Raw genomic sequence first — 20,559 nt, forward strand, 5'->3', positions numbered from 1 at the left:
GCGCGTGCTCACCGGCCGGCAGCCGCCGGCCTCGTTCTCACCAGCCCCGCGCGCGCCACTCCGGCAGATGCGGCCGTTCCGCGCCCAGCGTCGTGTCGTTGCCGTGCCCCGGGTAGACCCAGGTCTCGTCCGGCAGCGCGCCGAAGATCTTCGTCTCGACGTCGTGGATCAGGCTGGCGAACGCCTTCGGATCCTTACGGGTGTTGCCCACACCGCCCGGGAACAGACAGTCCCCGGTGAACACATGGGGATGCCCGTGCGGGTCGTCGTAGACGAGGGCGATCGAACCCGGCGTGTGCCCGACCAGATGGCGCGCGGTGAGTTCCACGCGCCCTACCCGGATGGTGTCGCCGTCGTCGACCAGGACGTCGGTCGGCACCGGGATGCCCTCGGCGTCGTCGCGTCCGGCGTAGGTGCGCGCGCCGGTGGCCTCGACGACCGCGGCGAGTGCCTGCCAGTGGTCGCCGTGCTGGTGCGTGGTGACGACGGACGCGATGCCGTCGTCGCCGATCATGCCGAGCAGTGCGTCCGCGTCGTTGGCGGCGTCGATCAGCAGCTGCTCGTCCGTGGCCCGGCAGCGCAGCAGATAGACGTTGTTGTCCATCGGACCGACCGCGATCTTGGTGATCATCAGGTCCTTGAGCTCGTGCACGTCGGCGGGGCCGCCGACCGTCACCTGTCCGCTGTAGGTCATGTCGGCAGCCTATAGCGGCAGAGCCGTCCCTGGGCCGGCCGGACGACGCGGCGGCCGAGCGGCCCAGGAACCGCCGGGTGCCGTGGCCGCCCGGCGACCGTCCAGGTGCGGAAACGGCCCCTCCGGCCACCAGGTGCCAACGGCCCCTTCGGCCACCAGATGGCTACAGCGGGGGAAGTGACGGCAGCGGGCCTCCCTGCGCGCTCAGGCCGGATCCGTCGCGGCGCCCGGCGAGCCAGCCCAGCAGTTCGGCTGCGGACCCTGTGACCGTGACCTCGGCGGCGCCGGCGTCCCGGCCCGTACTCCACGCGCGCGTGCCGTCCGTGAGACGGGTCGGCGGCACATCGGGGTGCCCGGTGAACCGCTCCGCGAGAAAGTCGATCTCCCGCTCCACGAACTCCGCCGGCAGGTCCTCCAGCTCGTACCCGATCCCGAGATCCACGTGGTGCAGCTCCACCTCCACCCACCGCCGGAACGGCACCCGGGCCGCCGCGTCCGTGACGCCGTTGCGCAGCTCCACCGTGCGCGACCAGTCCGCGGGTGCCGCTCCCGTGGCCTGGAAGCGGGCCGCGCTCTCGCGCACGTCGGTGAGCTGGACGTCGAGGGGGCGCGGGGCGTCGCGCTCGATGTCGGAGTCCCGGGCGGTGGCGGAGACGTACATGGGGCGCCCTTCGAGGACGTTCACGAGAGCGTCCGCGTTGCGGGCGAGATGGGCGAGGACGTGGCCGCGGCTCCAGCCGGGGAGCCGTGACGGCTCGGCCACCGACGCGTTGTCCAGCTTGGCCGCTGCGGTGAGCAGCCGCTCGGTGGCTTCACGTACAGACACCAGGTCACGAGCGTGATCAATCATGGTGCTGACACTAGCCCCGCCACACCTTTGGGTGAAGGTGGTGAACGGGTGCCGTAAATCGAATGCGCGTGCTATAGGGTCGGTCGTGGCGTCGGGCATGCTGGATGGCCCGGGATTGTTGTCGCATCCGGGAATCCGACCGGCGTTGTCAGTGGCTCCCCCTAGTCTGAGAAGGCACGGGGGCCTCGAGTCTGAGAAAGCACGGGGGCCTCGCCCCCCTGTCACTTCTCTCAAGAAAGGTGCGGACCGGCGTGGCCGACCGTCTCATCGTCCGTGGCGCGCGCGAGCACAACCTGAAGAATGTCTCGCTCGACCTGCCACGCGACTCGCTCATCGTCTTCACGGGCCTGTCGGGGTCGGGCAAGTCCTCGCTGGCCTTCGACACCATCTTCGCCGAGGGACAGCGGCGTTATGTGGAGTCGCTGTCGTCGTACGCCCGGCAGTTCCTCGGCCAGATGGACAAGCCGGACGTCGACTTCATCGAGGGCCTTTCCCCGGCGGTCTCGATCGACCAGAAGTCGACCTCCCGCAACCCGCGCTCGACGGTCGGCACCATCACCGAGGTCTATGACTATCTGCGTCTGCTCTTCGCGCGCATCGGCAAGCCGCACTGCCCCCAGTGCGGCCGGCCGATCTCGCGCCAGTCGCCGCAGGCCATCGTCGACAGGGTCCTGGAGCTGCCGGAGGGGAGCCGCTTCCAGGTGCTGTCGCCGCTGGTGCGCGAGCGCAAGGGCGAGTTCGTCGACCTCTTCGCCGATCTTCAGACCAAGGGCTACTCCCGCGCGCGTGTGGACGGCGAGACGATCCAGCTGTCCAACCCGCCCACGCTGAAGAAGCAGGAGAAGCACACTATCGAGGTGGTCGTCGACCGCCTCACGGTGAAGGACTCCGCCAAGCGCCGGCTCACCGACTCCGTGGAGACCGCCCTCGGCCTGTCCGGCGGCATGGTCGTGCTCGACTTCGTCGACCTGCCCGAGGACGACCCCGAGCGCGAGCGCATGTACTCGGAGCACCTGTACTGCCCGTACGACGACCTCTCCTTCGAGGAGCTGGAGCCCCGCTCCTTCTCCTTCAACTCGCCCTTCGGCGCCTGTCCCGAGTGCACCGGTATCGGTACGCGCATGGAGGTCGACCCGGAACTGATCGTCCCGGACGAGGACAAGTCCCTCGACGAGGGCGCCATCCATCCCTGGTCGCACGGCCACACCAAGGACTACTTCGGCCGCCTGATCGGAGCCCTCGCGGACGCGCTGGGATTCCGTACGGACATTCCCTTCGCGGGGTTGCCGCAGCGGGCCAAGAAGGCCCTGCTCCACGGCCACAAGACGCAGATCGAGGTCCGGTACCGCAACCGGTACGGCCGCGAGCGCGTGTACACGACGCCCTTCGAGGGGGCCGTCCCCTTCGTCAAGCGCCGGCACAGCGAGGCTGAGAGCGACGCCAGCCGTGAGCGCTTCGAGGGCTACATGCGCGAGGTGCCCTGCCCCACCTGTGAGGGCACACGTCTGAAGCCGATAGTCCTCGCGGTCACGATCATGGAGAAGTCGATCGCCGAGGTCTCCGCGATGTCCATCAGCGACTGTGCGGAGTTCCTGGGCGAGCTGAAGCTCAACGCCCGCGACAAGAAGATCGCCGAGCGCGTGCTGAAGGAGGTCAACGAGCGGCTGCGGTTCCTGGTCGACGTCGGCCTGGACTACCTCTCGCTCAACCGCGCGGCGGGCACGCTCTCCGGCGGCGAGGCCCAGCGCATCCGCCTGGCCACCCAGATCGGCTCCGGACTGGTCGGCGTGCTCTACGTCCTCGACGAGCCGTCCATCGGCCTGCACCAGCGCGACAACCACCGGCTGATCGAGACCCTGGTCCGGCTGCGCGACATGGGCAACACGCTCATCGTCGTCGAGCACGACGAGGACACCATCAAGACCGCCGACTGGGTCGTCGACATCGGCCCCGGCGCCGGTGAGCACGGCGGCAAGGTCGTACACAGCGGCTCTCTGAAGGAACTGCTCGCCAACGCGGAGTCGCAGACCGGCCAGTACCTGTCCGGCAAGAAGGCCATCCCGCTGCCCGACATCCGGCGCCCGCACGACCCGTCCCGGCTGCTCACGGTGCACGGCGCCCGCGAGAACAACCTCCAGGACATCGACGTCTCGTTCCCGCTGGGCGTGTTCACCGCGGTCACCGGCGTCTCCGGGTCCGGCAAGTCGACGCTGGTCAACGACATCCTGTACACACACCTGGCGCGCGAGCTCAATGGCGCGCGCAACGTCCCCGGGCGGCACACGCGCGTGGACGGCGACGACCTCGTCGACAAGGTCGTGCACGTCGACCAGTCGCCCATCGGCCGCACCCCGCGCTCGAACCCGGCGACGTACACCGGCGTCTTCGACCACATCCGCAAGCTGTTCGCCGAGACCACCGAGGCGAAGGTCCGCGGCTACATGCCGGGCCGCTTCTCCTTCAACGTCAAGGGCGGCCGCTGCGAGAACTGCGCGGGCGACGGCACGATCAAGATCGAGATGAACTTCCTCCCGGACGTGTACGTCCCCTGCGAGGTCTGCCATGGCGCCCGCTACAACCGGGAGACCCTGGAGGTCCACTACAAGGGCAAGTCCATCTCCGAGGTCCTGAACATGCCGATCGAAGAGGCCATGGACTTCTTCGAGGCCGTCCCGGCGATCAACCGCCACCTCAAGACGCTGAACGACGTCGGCCTCGGCTACGTCCGCCTCGGCCAGTCCGCGACCACCCTGTCCGGCGGTGAGGCACAGCGTGTGAAGCTCGCCAGCGAGCTGCAGAAGCGCTCCACCGGCCGCACGGTCTACGTCCTCGACGAGCCGACCACCGGACTGCACTTCGAGGACATCAGCAAGCTGCTGAAGGTCCTCTCCGGCCTGGTCGACAAGGGCAACACGGTCATCGTCATCGAGCACAACCTGGACGTGATCAAGACCGCCGACTGGGTCGTGGACATGGGCCCCGAGGGCGGCGCCGGCGGTGGCCTCGTCATCGCCGAGGGCACGCCCGAGGCGATCGCCGCGGTTCCGGCCAGCCACACCGGCAAGTTCCTGCGGGAGATCCTCGGCGCCGACCGGATCAGTGACGCGGCCTCCGTGACGGCCCCGCGCAAGACGGCGGCCAAGAAGACGGTGGCGGCGGGTTCGACGGCGAAGAAGACGGCGACGGCCAGGGCCACGAACGCGGTCAACAACAAGGCCACGGACAAGGCGACCGGAGCCACGAAGAAGGCGGCCGCCGCGAAGAAGGCCACGCCCGCGAAGAAGACGACCCGGGCCCGCAAGGCCTGAGGCCGGCGGACAACGAGTCCGAACAAATTCAGAAAAGTGCGGCGCCCCGTGGGAACTCCCCGCGGGGCGCCGTCCGTTGGATCATCAGCCGCCCGATCCAGGCGGCCATGACGGACCTTGACTCCTCAACAGTGGAAATCAGTGGATTGGAAAGCGAACGCCTCCTAGAAGTCCCCTAGTTCGGAGGCGTACGGCGGTTCTGCTCCCGACCGGGAGCAGGTGATCGCGGCAGCCCGCGCCGCGAACCGCAGCAGCCGTGTCCAGCCGTCGGCGCCGAGTCCCACGAGCGCCTCGGCGGACAGGGCGTCCTGGGTGGCCAGGCCGTGCAGCAGGGCCGCGTTCACGGTGTCGCCCGCACCGATCGTGTCGACGACGTCGACGTCCTCGCCCGGCACGGAATGAACGGCACCGTCCCGTGTGAAGGCGGTCAGCCCGTCACCGCCCTGAGTGATCACGACGGCCGCAGGTCCCGCGGCCAGCCACTCGCGCGGCGTGCCGCCCAGCCACAGTGCGTCCTCCTCGGAGAGCTTGAGCAGAGACACCGACGGCAGCCAGCTCTTGAACCGCGCCCGGTATCCGTCCGGGTCCGGGATCAGTCCGGCCCGGATGTTCGGGTCGAGCGCTGTGAAGACCCCTTGCGCGGCCGCGCTCCGCATCAGCTCCTCGTAGGCGCTCGCCCCGGGTTCCAGGACGAGCGAGCAGGTACCGAAGGAGACCGCGCGGGCCCGCGCGGGCAGCTCCGGAGGGGCCGTGAAGAGCCGGTCGGCCGTGCCCTCGACATAGAAGGAGTAGGCGGCCGAGCCCTTCTCGTCGATGGTGGCGACCGCGAGCGTGGTCGGCTCCATCCCACGCTGCACGGCCGACACGTCCACCCCGGCCTCCCGCAGCCCGTCGAGCAGGGCCTCACCGAAGGCGTCGTAGGAGGTGCGGGAGCAGAAGACGGTGGGGGAGCCGAGCCTGCCGAGGGCCACGGCGGTGTTGTAGGGGCCGCCGCCGAGCGCCGGCTGCAGACTCGCGAGGGCGCCCGTGCCCTGCGGTACCAGGTCGATCAGGGCCTCACCGGCGACGACGATCACGAGACGGTTCCTTTCACGGACGTCAGGGGCTGTTCGGAACTGTCGGATGTCAGGGGCGCGATGCCCTCGGTTCTCCCGGACCCCCGCGGCTGCTCGGCGCAGCCGCACGAGGTGCGGTGCACGAAGGTGCAGGGGAGACGCACGGTACGGGCGGGCCGGTCCGGTGAGGCGAGGCGGTCCAGCAGTACACGGACCGCCTCGGCGCCGATGTCCCTGCTGGGCTGGGCTATGGCGGTGAGCCGGGGCGAGAACAGGTCGGCCCAGGCGAAGTCGTCGAAGCAGCACAACGCGATGTCGTCCGGCACGGACAGACCCCGGTCGCGCAGGGCCCGCAGGGCGCCGATCGTCATCGCGTTGTTGGCGGTGACGAGTGCGGTGGGCGGTGAGGCCAGTGACAGCAGCTCGGCGGTGGCCTGTTCGGCGCCGGCCGACTCGGAGTTGCCATGCACCACGAGGTGTTCGTCGGGGGCGAGCCCGGCGGTCGTGAGTCCCTCCCGGTATCCCGTGAGTCGCTCACTGGTGGTGCTGAGTCCGGGCAGGCCGGCGATCATGGCGATCCGCCGGTGGCCGAGTCCCGCGAGATGCGTGACCAGCCGGGCAACGGGTTCGGCGCCGTCGGCACAGACCTGGTCGAAGCGCGGCGAGCCGTCAGCCGGGCTGTCGACCACCCGGTCGAGGAGGACGGTCGGCACCTTGTGGCGCCCGAGATACGCGACCAGTTCGCCAGGGTCGGCGGAGGGCGCGACGATCATGCCGTCCACCCGGCGTTCGTGCAGGAGCTGGACGACCTTGCGTTCATGCACCGGATCGTCGTGCGGGTCGGCGATCAGCAGGCTGTAGCCGTGTTCCAGGGCTGCGGCCTCGACGCCCTGGAGGATCTCCGTGAAGTACGGGTTGCTGATCGCCGACACCGCGAGCCCTATGGACCGGGTGCGGGAGGTCACCAGGGAACGGGCGAGGGTGTTGGGGGTGTAGCCGAGCTCGTCGATGGCGTCCAGCACCGCCTGGCGGGTGTGGGGCAGCACCGGCCGGGTGCCGTTCAGCACATGAGAGACGGTCGCCACGGACACGCCGGCACTCCGCGCGACGTCGGCCATGGTTGCCATCGGATCCCTCCCGGTTCCGCCCCCGCCACGCGACTCCCCGGGGCGCGGCGGTTTCTCTGGCCGGGAAGGTATCTCATTCGGAGCCGGACGTAAACGTTTGCGCAAGCGTTTACGTCAACGTCTGAGCCGCAGAGGGAGCGTCATGACGCGCCGGAACCAGGCCGCGCCGGAATCACGCCGTGCCGGAACGAGGCCGTTGTACCGGCATCAGAACACGGTGATCGGCCGTCCAGAGGGCATGCGGAAGCAGTGCCTCAGTCCCACTCCCACCCGATGCCCACGATCCCCGTCCGCACCCGTGGCTCGACAAGGTGGACGGAACGGTGCAATCCGCTGAGTGCGAGTCCCTGGCGGCCGCTGCGGGGCGCTGCCGCGGAGTGCTGGGCGAAGCGGTGGCAGCGGACGGGGAGTGCGTTCTGCGCGAAGTGGACCTGGAGGGCGTACTGGCCGCCCGCGAGATGGAAGCCGCGGGCGTACTCGCGGGACACGTCGGCCGTGCCGTCCTCGACGCCGTAGCGGAAGAGGTAGGTGTCGCCGGCCCGTAGACGCGTGCCGAAGAGCAGCTCGGCCACGAGGACGCCGGTGTCGTGGTGCCAACGGACGCGTCCGGTGCGGCAGTTCTCCAGGGCGTGCACCGTCATGTGCTCCGGCGTGCACCCCGGGTCGCCGTGGTGGACGGCCACGAAGCGGTCCACGCCGTCCTTGTGGGCGCGCACGATGTGGTGCGACTCGCGACCCGCCAGTTCACGGCGCGGCCCGATCCGGACCCGCTCGTGGTGCGCGAGGGTGTGGACGCCGCAGTCGACCGGGGAGTCCAGCTCGGCCAGCAGTTGTTCCAGAACGCCGGAGGCCTCGACCAGGGAGCGGTAGGAGCGGGCCGCGGGGCGTTGGAGGGCGGAGTGGTCGTCGGCCTCGGCGAGCAGCCGGATCAGGGACTCCTCCGGCAGCTGGAGTATCTCCTCCAGTGCCCGCACCGCGCGCAGTGACTCGGGGCGCTGGGGCCGACGCGCCCCCTGCTGCCAGTAGCTCAGGCTGGTGACGCCGACTTTCACGCCGCGACGGGACAGATGGTGCTGCACGCGCTGCAGCGGCAGTCCCCGGGCGGCTATCGCGGCGCGCAGGGCGACGTGGAAGGGGCCGCCTCGCAGGGCCGTGTCCAGTTCCGCGGTGGCGACGGCGGGGATGTCCGCTTGCTGTGTGGCGTGCGGCATGCAGGGGCCTTTCTGTGGTTGTTCACAACGGCTGGTCGGACCGTTCGCGCGGCTTGTCGGGGCCACCCCGTCGGCACGGCATGGGTCGTCACATTCGTACGCCGTCGTTCACGGCCCCGAGTTCCCCCGCATTGAAGCGTGTTGACCAAGTCCCGACAACACCTGATGTCCAACAGTGACGCTGTCTGACCGAGTCGTGATGCCGTCCCGCGCCGCGCTGCCCCGGCAGGGTGCGCGGGGCCGCCAGGAAGCGGGTACTGCCATCCACGAGCAGACAGCGCATGGACATGCCCGCAGCGCGTGGAGTGCTCACAGCGTGCCGATCGCTTCGCTGCCGCGTTTTCCAGTCGGCTGGAAAACGGCCCGTGCGATCCGCGAGCGCCACCTGCCGTGGGCCCCTCGTTCTGCCGGCATCCGTCGAGGTCGGACGACGCGGTCGGCCGAGGACCACCGCCGCGTGCCGGCCGTTCTGACCGCCCTGGAATCCTGGCAGGGCCCGGCGCTCCGCCCCTGCCCGCATGCTCCCCCGCTGCCCCTCGCGCAGCCCCAGGGCCCGGAGGCCCCGTTCTCGTCCACAGCCCCGCCGGACTGTCACCGCTCGCCAGTAGGGTGTGAGACATGGCCGATCCCTCCAGCTACCGCCCCAAGCCGGGACAGATCCCGGACTCTCCCGGGGTGTACAGGTTCCGCGACGAGCACCGCCGGGTGATCTACGTCGGAAAGGCGAAGAGCCTGCGCCAGCGCCTGGCGAACTACTTCCAGGACCTGGCGGGCCTCCACCCGCGTACCCGCACGATGGTCACCACGGCCGCGTCCGTGGAGTGGACCGTGGTGTCCACTGAGGTCGAGGCACTGCAGCTGGAGTACTCCTGGATCAAGGAGTACGACCCCCGGTTCAACGTCAAGTACCGCGACGACAAGAGCTACCCGTACCTCGCGGTGACGATGAACGAGGAGTACCCGCGCGTGCAGGTGATGCGCGGTCACAAGAAGAAGGGCGTCCGCTATTTCGGGCCGTACGCGCATGCGTGGGCGATCCGGGACACCGTCGACCTCCTCCTGCGCGTCTTTCCCGTGCGCACCTGCTCGGCCGGCGTCTTCAAGAACGCCCGCCGCACCGGCCGCCCCTGCCTGCTCGGCTACATCGGCAAGTGCTCCGCCCCTTGCGTGGACCGTGTCTCCGCGGAGGAGCACCGCGAACTGGCCGATGAGTTCTGCGACTTCATGACCGGCCGCACGGCCACCTATCTGCGCCGCCTGGAGAAGCAGATGATGGAGGCGGCCGAGGAGATGGAGTATGAGCGCGCCGCCCGCCTGCGCGACGACATCGAGGCCCTGAAGAAGGCCATGGAGAAGAACGCGGTCGTGCTCGCCGACGCGACCGACGCCGACCTCATCGCGGTCGCCGAGGACGAGCTCGAGGCGGCCGTGCAGATCTTCCACGTGCGCGGCGGCCGGGTGCGCGGCCAGCGCGGCTGGGTCACCGACAAGGTCGAGGAGATCACCACCGGTGCCCTGGTCGAGCACGCCCTTCAGCAGCTGTACGGCGAGGAGACCGGGGACGCCGTGCCCAAGGAGGTCCTCGTCCCGGCCCTGCCCGACCCGCTGGAGCCCGTGCAGGAGTGGCTCACGGGCCGCCGCGGCTCCAACGTCTCGCTGCGCATCCCCCAGCGCGGGGACAAGCGCGCCCTCATGGAGACCGTCGAGCGCAACGCCCAGCAGGCGCTCGTCCTGCACAAGACCAAGCGCGCCTCCGACCTGACCACGCGCTCGCGTGCCCTGGAGGAGATCGCCGACGCCCTCGAACTGGACAGCGCCCCGCTCAGGATCGAGTGCTACGACATCTCGCATCTCCAGGGCGACGACGTCGTGGCCTCCATGGTCGTCTTCGAGGACGGGCTGCAGCGCAAGAGCGAGTACCGCCGTTTCCAGATCAAGGGCTTCGAGGGCCAGGACGACGTCCGCTCCATGCACGAGGTGATCACCCGCCGCTTCAAGCGCTACCTGGCCGAGAAGGAGCGGACGGGTGAGTGGGCCGACGGCGAGAACACCCTCGCCGACGTGTCCTCCGACGGCGACAACGGCCTCACCTCCTCCGACCCCCTCACCGACACCCCCCTCGCCAACGGCCTCAAGGACGACGAGGGCCGCCCCAGGCGCTTCGCCTACCCCCCGCAGCTCGTCGTCGTCGACGGCGGCCAGCCGCAGGTCGCGGCTGCCCAGCGGGCTCTCGACGAGCTCGGCATCGACGACATCGCCGTCTGCGGTCTCGCCAAGCGTCTGGAGGAGGTCTGGCTGCCAGGCGAGGACGACCCGGTGGTCCTGCCCCGCACCAGCGAGGGCCTCTATCTGCTCCAGCGCGTCCGGGACGAGGCGCACCGCTTCGCGATCACCTACCAGCGCACCAAGCGCGCCAAGCGTTTCCGCTCCAGCCCGCTGGACGACGTGCCCGGCCTCGGCGACACCCGCAAGCAGGCGTTGATCAAGCACTTCGGTTCGGTGAAGAAGCTGCGGTCCGCGACAATCGACCAGATCTGCGAGGTCCCGGGCATAGGTCGAAAGACGGCCGAGACGATCGCCGCGGCCCTCGCCCGGGCGGCCCCGGCCGCACCCGCTGTGAACACGGCGACTGGAGAGATCATGGAAGACGAGGAATCCGAAACGACGGCGGAGACCTCGGGGGAGCCCGTGTCCGCGGGCGCCCCGGACGAACGACGGGGGCAGGAGAGATGAGCGAGCACGAGACACACCCCACAGCCGAGCGAGATCAGCAAACCCGCGAAGCACACGCAGCCCAGGAAACACACAAGAAGACCGGCGAAGATCTCACCCAGCAGGACGCACCCCAGGAAGACGGAGCGCAGGTGAGTACGGGCATCGACGCAGGCGGGGTCCCCGAGGCGGCCATCCCCGAGCTGGTGATCATCTCCGGCATGTCCGGGGCCGGCCGCTCGACCGCCGCCAAGTGTCTGGAGGACCTCGGCTGGTTCGTCGTCGACAACCTTCCGCCCGCGCTGATCCCCACCATGGTGGAGCTCGGCGCCCGCTCCCAGGGCAACGTGGCGCGGATCGCGGTGGTCGTCGACGTCCGCGGCCGGCGGTTCTTCGACAACCTCCGGGAGTCCCTCGCCGAGCTCGACACCCGGGGCGTCACACGCCGGATCGTCTTCCTGGAGTCCTCCGACGACGCCCTGGTGCGCCGCTTCGAGTCGGTGCGCCGCCCGCACCCCCTCCAGGGCGACGGCCGTATCGTCGACGGCATCGCCGCCGAGCGTGAACTGCTGCGTGAGCTGCGCGGCGACGCCGACCTGGTGATCGACACCTCCAGCCTGAACGTGCACGAGCTGCGGGCCAAGATGGACGCCCAGTTCGCCGGTGAGGAGGAGCCCGAGCTGCGGGCCACCGTCATGTCCTTCGGCTTCAAGTACGGCCTCCCGGTCGACGCCGACCTGGTCGTGGACATGCGCTTCCTGCCCAATCCGCACTGGGTTCCGGAGCTGCGCCCCTACACCGGCCTGAACGAGGAGGTGTCGGCGTACGTCTTCAACCAGCCTGGCGCGAAGGAGTTCATCGACCGCTACTCCGAGCTGCTGCAGCTGATCGCGGCCGGATACCGTCGTGAGGGCAAGCGGTATGTGACGATCGCGGTCGGCTGCACCGGCGGCAAGCACCGCTCGGTCGCCACATCGGAGAAGCTCGCGGCACGCCTTGCCTCGCAGGGCGTGGAGACGGTGGTCGTGCACCGGGACATGGGACGGGAATGACGGGACGTTCTCCGCGGCTGAGCAGGCTGCGCCGGGCGGTGCCCAAGTCGCGCGCCGGCCGGCCCGCCGAGGCTCGCGGTGCCAGGCCGCGCCGCCGGGGCACCCAGCCCAAGGTCGTCGCCCTCGGCGGCGGCATGGGTCTGTCCGCCTCACTCGCCGCGCTGCGCCGGATCACCGGCGACCTCACCGCCGTCGTCACGGTGGCCGACGACGGCGGCTCCAGCGGGCGCCTGCGCGACGAGCTGGGTGTGCTGCCGCCCGGCGACCTGCGCAAGGCGCTGGCCGCGCTGTGCGGGGACGACGACTGGGGCCAGACCTGGGCCCGGGTCATCCAGCACCGCTTCCACTCCAAGGGCGACCTGCACGACCACGCGGTCGGCAATCTGCTGATCGTGGCCCTGTGGGAGCAGCTCGGCGACCATGTCCAGGCGCTCGATCTGGTCGGGCGGCTGCTCGGCGCGCAGGGCCGCGTCCTGCCCATGTCCGCCGTACCGCTGGAGCTGCAGGCCCTGGTCAAGGGGCATGACCCGGACCGACCGGAGGAGGTCGACACCGTTCGAGGCCAGGCCAACGTCGCCCTCACCCGTGGCGAGGTCCAGTCGGTGCACGTCGTGCCCCACGACCCGCCCGCCGTCCCGGAGGCCGTCGCCGCCGTCCGGGATGCGGACTGGGTGGTGCTCGGCCCGGGCTCCTGGTTCTCCTCGGTCATCCCGCACCTGCTCGTGCCCGAGCTCCTGGACGCCCTCACCGAGACGAAGGCGCGCCGGGTACTCTCCCTGAACCTCGCCCCGCAGCCGGGAGAAACCGAAGGCTTCTCCCCGCAGCGTCATTTGGAGGTTTTGGGACGACACGCCCCTAAACTCGCCCTGGACGTGGTGCTGGCCGACGAGGCCGCCGTGCCCGATCGCGATGTCCTCACCGAGGCGGCCAAGCGGCTCGGTGCCGCGGTCGAGCTGGCCCCGGTGGCCCGGACGGACGGGACGCCCCGGCACGACCCGGAGCTCCTCGCCGCCGCGTACGACCGTATTTTTCGGATGCATGGAAGGATCGGCCCATGGCGATGACGGCAGCGGTGAAGGATGAGATCTCCCGGCTCCCCGTCACCCGGACCTGCTGCAGGAAGGCGGAGGTCTCCGCCATTCTGCGGTTCGCCGGCGGCCTCCACCTGGTGAGCGGACGCATCGTGATCGAGGCGGAGCTGGACACCGCGATGGCGGCCCGCCGGCTCAAGCGGGACATCCTGGAGATCTTCGGCCACAGCTCCGAGCTGATCGTGATGGCGCCGGGCGGGCTGCGCCGCGGTTCGCGCTACGTCGTGCGCGTGGTCGCCGGCGGTGACCAGCTGGCCCGCCAGACCGGGCTGGTCGACGGTCGGGGCCGGCCGATCCGCGGTCTGCCTCCGCAGGTGGTCTCCGGGGCCACCTGTGACGCCGAGGCCGCCTGGCGTGGCGCCTTCCTGGCGCACGGCTCGCTGACCGAGCCCGGCCGCTCGTCCTCCCTGGAGGTGACCTGCCCGGGTCCCGAGGCCGCGCTCGCCCTGGTCGGCGCCGCCCGCCGGCTGTCGATCGCCGCCAAGGCCCGTGAGGTGCGCGGTGTGGACCGCGTGGTCGTCCGCGACGGTGACGCGATCGGCGCCCTGCTGACCCGGCTCGGCGCGCACGAGTCGGTGCTGGCCTGGGAGGAGCGCCGGATGCGGCGCGAGGTCCGTGCCACCGCGAACCGGCTGGCCAACTTCGACGACGCCAACCTGCGCCGCTCCGCGCGCGCCGCCGTCGCCGCCGGCGCCCGTGTCCAGCGTGCCCTGGAGATCCTCGCGGACGAGGTCCCCGAGCACCTCGCCGCCGCCGGACGCCTGCGCATGGAGCACAAGCAGGCCTCCCTGGAGGAGCTGGGCGCGCTCGCCGACCCGCCGCTGACCAAGGACGCCGTGGCGGGCCGTATCCGCCGCCTGCTGGCCATGGCCGACAAGCGGGCCCAGGACCTGGGCATCCCGGGCACGGAGGCCAACCTCTCCGAGGAGCTGGCGGACAACCTCGCGGGCTGACGCGAAGGATCGTCAATACATCGGTGCCGACGTCCACTTGGGACGTCGGCACCAGTATTTGTCAGTCTTTGCGGCACTCTTGACTGGGCCATGAAGTGGCATGAGCCTGGCAGCTATTCGTCGCTGTGGCGAAACACTGCTAGGGGGGTTCATGAGACCCAGAGCGAGATCGATCCTCGCTGCCGGTGCGCTCCTGATAGGCGGAGCGAGTATCGCACCCATCGCCCAGGCACAACCGGGAAGTTCACAAGAAACGGACCCGAGCGAAGTCAAGGTCTTCCGGGCCGAGGTCACCAAGAAGCAGGTACCCCTGCTTCTGGCGGCCGGCCAGGACGGCCACGAACTCAGTGAGCAGGCGCCCGAGAAGGGCACGGCCACCGTCGAGGTCTACCTCACCGACGACCAGGCCAAGAAGCTCGAGAAGCAGGGAGTCGAGCTCACCGAGCACGACCTCTCCGCCCAGGCCGAGGCCCGCACCGAGAAGGCCGCGGAAGGCGTGTACCGCCCGTACAGCGGCAGCGGGGGCATCAAGGAGGAGATCGTCCGGACCGGACAGGAGAACCCTGGCCTCACCAAGGTCGTCTCCATCGGCAAGACGATCAACGGCCAGGACATCCTGGCGGTCAAGCTCACCAAGAACGCCAAGAAGACGAAGGACGGCTCCAAACCCTCCGTCCTCTACCTCTCCAACCAGCACGCGCGCGAGTGGATCACGCCGGAGATGACCCGGCGTCTGATGCACTACTACCTGGACAACTACAAGACGGACCAGCGCGTCAGGAAGATCGTCGACACGACCGAGCTGTGGTTCGTCATATCGGCCAACCCCGACGGCTACGACCACACCTTCAAGGACTCCACGACCCGCCTGTGGCGCAAGAACCTGCGGGACATCAACGGCGACGGCGCCATCAGCACCGGCGACGGCGTCGACCTCAACCGCAACTTCGCCTACAAGTGGGGCTACGACGACGAGGGTTCGTCCCCCAACCCCACCAGCGAGACCTACCGCGGCGCGTCCCCGGCCTCCGAGCCCGAGACCAAGGCGCTGGACGCCTTCCAGCGCCGTATCGGATTCGACTACGGCATCAACTACCACTCCGCGGCCGAACTCATCCTCTACGGCGTCGGCTGGCAGGTCGCAACCGACAGCCCGGACGACGTCCTCTACAAGGCCCTCGCCGGCACACCGGACAACCCCGCGGTCCCCGGCTACCACCCGCAGGTCTCCTCGGAGCTCTACACCACCAACGGCGAGACCGACGGCCACTCCGCGAACGTCAACGGCATCGCGATGTTCACGCCCGAGATGTCGACCTGCCAGACCGCGTCGAACATCGACCCGAACGACCAGTGGAACGCGCGGGACTGCCAGTCGGTCTTCAACTTCCCGGACGACGAGAAGCTGATCCAGGACGAGTTCGCCAAGAACGTGCCGTTCGCGCTCTCCGTCGCCGAGTCCGCCGCCAAGCCCGACCAGCCGAAGTCATCGGTCGGCCTCAGCGCCGCCGACTTCACCCCGGCGCCGTTCACCACGTCCTACTCCCGCGGTGCGGACCAGGAGGTCTCCGTCGTCGTACGCAAGTCCGTGCGCGACAAGGAGCTCAAGTACCGCGTCAACGGCGGCCGTACGAAGGACAAGGCGCTCAGGCCGTGGAAGGGCGGCGAGACGTACGGCGGTGAGGACAACCTCTACTTCGACGAGTACCGCGCCAAGGTCGCCGACGGCGACCCGGGCGACAAGGTCGAGGTGTGGTTCACCGGCGAGACGCGGAGCGGAAAGCCCGTCTCCAGCCGGCACTTCACGTACACCGTGGCGCAGCGGCCGCGCGCGGACGTCCTCGTGGTCGCCGAGGAAGGCGCCACCGCCACGCACGCGCAGAAGTACGTCGACGCTCTCAAGGCCAACGGCCGTAAGGCGATCGTGTGGGATGTCGCCACGCAAGGCGCGCCCGACGCCCTCGGTGTGCTGAGCCACTTCGACACCGTCGTCCACTACACCGGCGCGAGCGTCCCGGGCAACGCCACCCAGCTCCAGCTGCGCGCCTACCTCAACGAGGGCGGCAAGCTGATGGAGGCGGGCGAGGAGGCCGGCGGCAACGTCGACCTCGGCGGCGGCAACCTGTCGAACGACTTCAGCCAGTACTACCTGGGCGCCTACTCCCGTACGTCGCTGCCCGGGGCGACCGGCTTCAACGGCTCCGGCAGGCTCGGCGGCTTCACCGGAGCGCTCGGCGACGCCACCGGCAACCCGCTCGACAAGGCCGGCAGCTACAGCGTCACCTCGGACGAGCTGCCCGCCGCCACGTACCCGCAGTTCGCCAGCGCGGGCGCCGGCCAGTTCGCCGGGACCGTCAACCCGTACGGGCCCTACGCGGGCTCCTACATGGCGGCCGCCGTGCACACCGACGACGCCTACAAGCGGCTCACCAGGACCGTCGACCTCACCGGGGTGACCGCGGCGCAGAAGCCCACACTGCGCACCCAACTGCTGTGGGACGTCGAGCCCGGCTACGACAACGTCCTTGTCGAGGCCCACACCACCGGGGCCGAGGACTGGACGACGCTCCCCGAGGCGGGCGGCGCCAGTAGCAACACCGTGCCGGCGGACTGCGAGGCCGGGTTCTACGTGGGCGAGCACCCCTGGCTGGCCCACTACCTCACCGTGGCCACCAGCGGCTGCACGGCCAGCGGCAGCAGCGGTTCGTGGAACGCCCTCACCGGCGCCTCCGAGGGGTGGAAGCAGGTCGAGTACGACCTGAGCGCGTACGCCGGCAAGACCGTCGAGGTCTCGATCGCCTACGTCAGCGACCCGGCGTTCGGCGGTCGCGGCGTCCTCGCCGACGAGGCCTCGCTCGTCGTCGGCGGTGCGGCGACGCAGACCGAGGGCTTCGAGACGTCACTCGGCGCCTGGAGTGTGACCGGACCGCCCGCGGGCAGCCCGGCCGTGCTCAAGGACTGGGCGCGCACCGGGGCCCTGTTCCAGACCTATGGATCGGTCACCACGGACGACACCGTGCTGCTGGGCTTCGGCCTGGAACACGTCTCCGCGGCGGCCGACCGGGCGGCGCTCATCGGAAAGGCCCTCGACTCACTTGCGGAGTGACACGCCGAGGTCAACAGTGCACGACGCACCGTGACCGAAACGAGTGATCCGGGCTTCAAACCAGGGCGGTCCGTACCCCTACTGGCGGGTACGGACCGCCGTGCCGTGTATGGGACATCTGGATGTCACCACGGCGGCCTCAGAGAGGTAGGGTCGTAGGCGGTCGGGGACATCCCAAATAGAGCTCGCCGGCACCGCATGGCCGGCGTACCAACGAGGAGATCGGTTCGTGACGATCCGCGTAGGCATCAACGGCTTCGGTCGTATCGGTCGCAACTACTTCCGCGCGCTGCTGGAGCAGGGTGCTGACATCGAGATCGTGGCTGTCAACGACCTGGGTGACACTGCGACCACCGCTCACCTGCTGAAGTACGACACGATTCTGGGCCGCCTCAAGCAGGAGGTCACCCACACCGCCGACACGATCACCGTCGACGGCCACACCATCAAGGTCCTGTCCGAGCGCAACCCCGCCGACATCCCGTGGGGCGAGCTGGGCGTCGACATCGTCATCGAGTCGACCGGCATCTTCACCAAGAAGGCCGACGCCGAGAAGCACATCGCCGGCGGCGCCAAGAAGGTCCTCATCTCGGCTCCGGCCTCCGGCGAGGACATCACCATCGTGATGGGCGTCAACAACGAGAAGTACGACCCGGCGAACCACCACGTCATCTCCAACGCCTCCTGCACCACCAACTGTGTGGCGCCGATGGCGAAGGTCCTCGACGAGAACTTCGGCATCGTCAAGGGTCTGATGACGACGGTGCACGCGTACACCAACGACCAGCGCATCCTGGACTTCCCGCACAAGGACCTGCGTCGCGCGCGTGCCGCCGCGGAGAACATCATCCCGACCACCACGGGTGCCGCCAAGGCCACCGCGCTGGTCCTCCCGCAGCTCAAGGGCAAGCTGGACGGCATCGCGATGCGCGTCCCGGTCCCGACCGGCTCGGTCACCGACCTCGTCCTTGAACTCGGCCGCGAGGTCACCAAGGAAGAGATCAACGCCGCCTTCCAGAAGGCCGCCGAGGGCGAGCTCAAGGGCATCCTCGAGTACACCGAGGACCCGATCGTCTCCTCCGACATCGTCAACGCCCCGGCGTCCTGCACCTTCGACTCCTCCCTGACCATGGTCCAGGAGGGCAAGAACGTGAAGGTCATCGGCTGGTACGACAACGAGTGGGGCTACTCCAACCGCCTCGTCGACCTCACGGTCTTCGTCGGCAACCAGCTCTGATATCCAGAGCAAGCACATGATGTGAGTCAGGGCTCGGGCGACGCAGGGACGCGTCGCCCGAGCCCTGACGCGCGTGCAGAACAGACCTGTTGGATCACGAGCGCTTTCGAGCGATCAAGAGCGATCACGAGCCCTCCTCAGGAGTCCCCTTCATGAAGACGATCGACGAACTTCTCTCCGAAGGCGTCGCAGGCAAGCGGGTCTTCGTCCGCGCCGACCTGAACGTGCCGCTGGACGGCACCACGATCACCGACGACGGCCGTATCCGCGCCGTGCTGCCCACCGTCAAGGCGCTGGCCGAGGCGGGCGCCCGCGTGGTCGTCGCCTCGCACCTGGGCCGCCCCAAGGGCGCCCCGGACCCGGCCTTCTCCCTCGCTCCCGCCGCCGCACGCCTCGGTGAACTGCTCGGCGCGGAGGCCAAGTTCGCCACGGACACGGTCGGCGAGTCCGCCCAGGCCACGGTGGCGGCCCTGACCGACGGCCAGGTCGCGGTCGTCGAGAACCTCCGCTTCAACGCCGGCGAGACGAGCAAGGACGACGCCGAGCGCGCCGCCTTCGCCGACCAGCTGGCCGCCCTCGCCGACGTCTACGTCGGTGACGGCTTCGGCGCCGTGCACCGCGGGCACGCCTCGGTGTACGACCTCCCGGCCCGCCTGCCGCACTACGCCGGTTACCTCATCGCGAACGAGGTCGGCGTCCTCAAGAAGCTCACCGAGGACGTCAAGCGGCCGTACGTCGTCGCGCTCGGCGGCGCCAAGGTCTCCGACAAGCTCGCCGTCATCGACCAGCTGCTCGGCAAGGCCGACCGCCTGCTCATCGGCGGCGGCATGGCGTACACCTTCCTCAAGGCCAAGGGCTACGAGGTCGGCATCTCCCTCCTGCAGGAGGACCAGATCCCGACCGTCATCGAGTACATGGAGCGCGCCGAGAAGAATGGCGTCGAGCTCGTCCTGCCGGTCGACGTCCTGGTCTCCACCGAGTTCCCGGACCTGAAGACCAAGGCACCGGCCAACCCCACGACCGTCGCCGCGGACGCCATCCCGGCCGACCAGGAGGGCCTGGACATCGGTCCGGAGACCCGCAAGCTGTACGCCTCGAAGCTCGCCGACGCCGGCACCGTCTTCTGGAACGGCCCCATGGGCGTCTTCGAGCACCCCGACTACGCCGAGGGCACCAAGGCGGTCGCCCAGGCCCTCGTCGAATCCAAGGGCTTCACCGTGGTCGGCGGTGGCGACTCCGCCGCGGCCGTCCGCACCCTGGGCTTCGACGAGTCGGCATTCGGCCACATCTCGACCGGTGGCGGCGCCTCCCTCGAATACCTCGAGGGCAAGACGCTCCCCGGCCTCGCCGCACTGGAGGACTGACCTAGATGAGCACGCGCACGCCGCTGATGGCGGGCAACTGGAAGATGAACCTCAACCACCTCGAGGCCATCGCCCACGTCCAGAAGCTCGCCTTCGCCCTGGCCGACAAGGACTACGAGGCCGTCGAGGTCGCCGTCCTGCCGCCCTTCACCGACCTGCGCTCCGTGCAGACCCTGGTCGACGGCGACAAGCTGAAGATCAAGTACGGCGCCCAGGACATCTCGGCCCAGGACTCCGGCGCCTACACCGGCGAGATCTCCGGCCCGATGCTGGCCAAGCTGAAGTGCACGTACGTGGCGATCGGCCACTCCGAGCGCCGCCAGTACCACGCCGAGACCGACGAGATCGTCAACGCAAAGGTCAAGGCCGCCTACAAGCACGGCCTCACGCCGATCATGTGCGTCGGCGAGGAACTGGAGGTCCGCGAGGCAGGCAACGCCGTCCCGCACACGCTCGCCCAGGTCGAGGGCGGTCTGAAGGACCTCCCGGCCGAGCAGGCCGAGACCATCGTGATCGCCTACGAGCCCGTCTGGGCCATCGGCACCGGCAAGGTCTGCGGCGCCGAGGACGCCCAGGCGGTCTGCGCGGCCATCCGCGGCAAGCTCGCCGAGCTGTACTCGCAGGACGTGGCCGACAAGGTCCGTATCCAGTACGGCGGCTCCGTGAAGTCGGGCAACGTCGCCGAGATCATGGCGCAGGCCGACATCGACGGCGCCCTGGTCGGCGGTGCTTCGCTGGACGCCGACGAGTTCGTCAAGATCGTGCGGTTCCGCGACCAGTGAGTATGCGGTAGCGGCGA

General features: G+C 69.6%; 14 protein-coding genes. 9 read left to right on the top strand and 5 right to left on the bottom strand.

Annotated features, from left to right (window positions below; genetic code table 11):
- Positions 1-37: 37 nt before the first annotated feature.
- Both IF78_RS0104100 and IF78_RS0104105 read right to left on the bottom strand, forming a co-directional pair.
- Positions 38-694, bottom strand: coding sequence for an MBL fold metallo-hydrolase (locus IF78_RS0104100; RefSeq protein WP_031477430.1), 657 nt, complete (start codon positions 692-694; stop codon positions 38-40).
- A 163-nt stretch (positions 695-857) separates the two neighbouring features.
- Positions 858-1,544 carry a maleylpyruvate isomerase family mycothiol-dependent enzyme gene (locus IF78_RS0104105; RefSeq protein WP_031477429.1) on the bottom strand — a complete coding sequence of 229 codons (687 nt, stop codon included), beginning with the start codon at positions 1,542-1,544 and terminating at the stop codon, positions 858-860.
- A gap of 251 nt (positions 1,545-1,795) precedes the next feature.
- Here IF78_RS0104105 and uvrA point away from each other — a divergent pair, with 251 nt between their 5' ends.
- Positions 1,796-4,852, top strand: a complete 3,057-nt coding sequence (uvrA, locus tag IF78_RS0104110) for an excinuclease ABC subunit UvrA (RefSeq protein ID WP_031477428.1) — start codon at positions 1,796-1,798, stop codon at positions 4,850-4,852.
- A gap of 164 nt (positions 4,853-5,016) precedes the next feature.
- Here the strand turns inward: uvrA and IF78_RS0104115 are convergent, their stop codons facing one another.
- The 3 genes from IF78_RS0104115 to IF78_RS0104125 form a co-directional block, all read right to left on the bottom strand.
- On the bottom strand, positions 5,017-5,928 hold the full coding sequence (locus IF78_RS0104115; RefSeq protein WP_031477427.1) for a carbohydrate kinase family protein: 912 nt from the start codon (positions 5,926-5,928) through the stop codon (positions 5,017-5,019).
- Positions 5,925-7,034, bottom strand: coding sequence for a LacI family DNA-binding transcriptional regulator (locus tag IF78_RS0104120; RefSeq protein WP_031477426.1), 1,110 nt, complete (start codon positions 7,032-7,034; stop codon positions 5,925-5,927). The genes IF78_RS0104115 and IF78_RS0104120 overlap by 4 nt, the downstream gene beginning before the upstream one ends.
- Before the next feature lie 254 nt (positions 7,035-7,288).
- On the bottom strand, positions 7,289-8,245 hold the full coding sequence (locus IF78_RS0104125; protein WP_031477425.1) for a hypothetical protein: 957 nt from the start codon (positions 8,243-8,245) through the stop codon (positions 7,289-7,291).
- 618 nt (positions 8,246-8,863) lie between these two features.
- Here IF78_RS0104125 and uvrC point away from each other — a divergent pair.
- The 8 genes from uvrC (at position 8,864) to tpiA (ending at position 20,542) form a co-directional block, all read left to right on the top strand.
- Complete coding sequence (uvrC, locus tag IF78_RS0104130) at positions 8,864-10,978, top strand: excinuclease ABC subunit UvrC (RefSeq protein WP_031477424.1); 2,115 nt, start codon at positions 8,864-8,866, stop codon at positions 10,976-10,978.
- Positions 10,975-12,009, top strand: a complete 1,035-nt coding sequence (gene rapZ, locus IF78_RS0104135; RefSeq protein ID WP_031477423.1) for an RNase adapter RapZ — start codon at positions 10,975-10,977, stop codon at positions 12,007-12,009. The genes uvrC and rapZ overlap by 4 nt, the downstream gene beginning before the upstream one ends.
- Positions 12,006-13,073, top strand: coding sequence for a gluconeogenesis factor YvcK family protein (locus IF78_RS0104140; RefSeq protein WP_031477422.1), 1,068 nt, complete (start codon positions 12,006-12,008; stop codon positions 13,071-13,073). Before rapZ ends, IF78_RS0104140 begins: the two co-directional genes overlap by 4 nt.
- Complete coding sequence (whiA, locus tag IF78_RS0104145; protein ID WP_031477421.1) at positions 13,064-14,053, top strand: DNA-binding protein WhiA; 990 nt, start codon at positions 13,064-13,066, stop codon at positions 14,051-14,053. Before IF78_RS0104140 ends, whiA begins: the two co-directional genes overlap by 10 nt.
- Before the next feature lie 151 nt (positions 14,054-14,204).
- Positions 14,205-17,159: a M14 family metallopeptidase gene (locus IF78_RS0104150; RefSeq protein WP_031477420.1), complete on the top strand. Its 2,955-nt coding sequence runs from the start codon at positions 14,205-14,207 to the stop codon at positions 17,157-17,159.
- 229 nt (positions 17,160-17,388) lie between these two features.
- Positions 17,389-18,396, top strand: a complete 1,008-nt coding sequence (gene gap, locus IF78_RS0104155) for a type I glyceraldehyde-3-phosphate dehydrogenase (protein ID WP_031477419.1) — start codon at positions 17,389-17,391, stop codon at positions 18,394-18,396.
- A 152-nt stretch (positions 18,397-18,548) separates the two neighbouring features.
- Positions 18,549-19,760: a phosphoglycerate kinase gene (locus tag IF78_RS0104160; protein WP_031477418.1), complete on the top strand. Its 1,212-nt coding sequence runs from the start codon at positions 18,549-18,551 to the stop codon at positions 19,758-19,760.
- Between the two features lie 5 nt (positions 19,761-19,765).
- Positions 19,766-20,542, top strand: a complete 777-nt coding sequence (gene tpiA, locus IF78_RS0104165) for a triose-phosphate isomerase (RefSeq protein WP_031477417.1) — start codon at positions 19,766-19,768, stop codon at positions 20,540-20,542.
- The last annotated feature ends 17 nt before the right edge of the window (positions 20,543-20,559 follow it).

The sequence above is a fragment of the Streptomyces bicolor genome (assembly GCF_000719285.1).
GTDB classification, from domain to species: Bacteria; Actinomycetota; Actinomycetes; order Streptomycetales; family Streptomycetaceae; genus Streptomyces; species Streptomyces bicolor.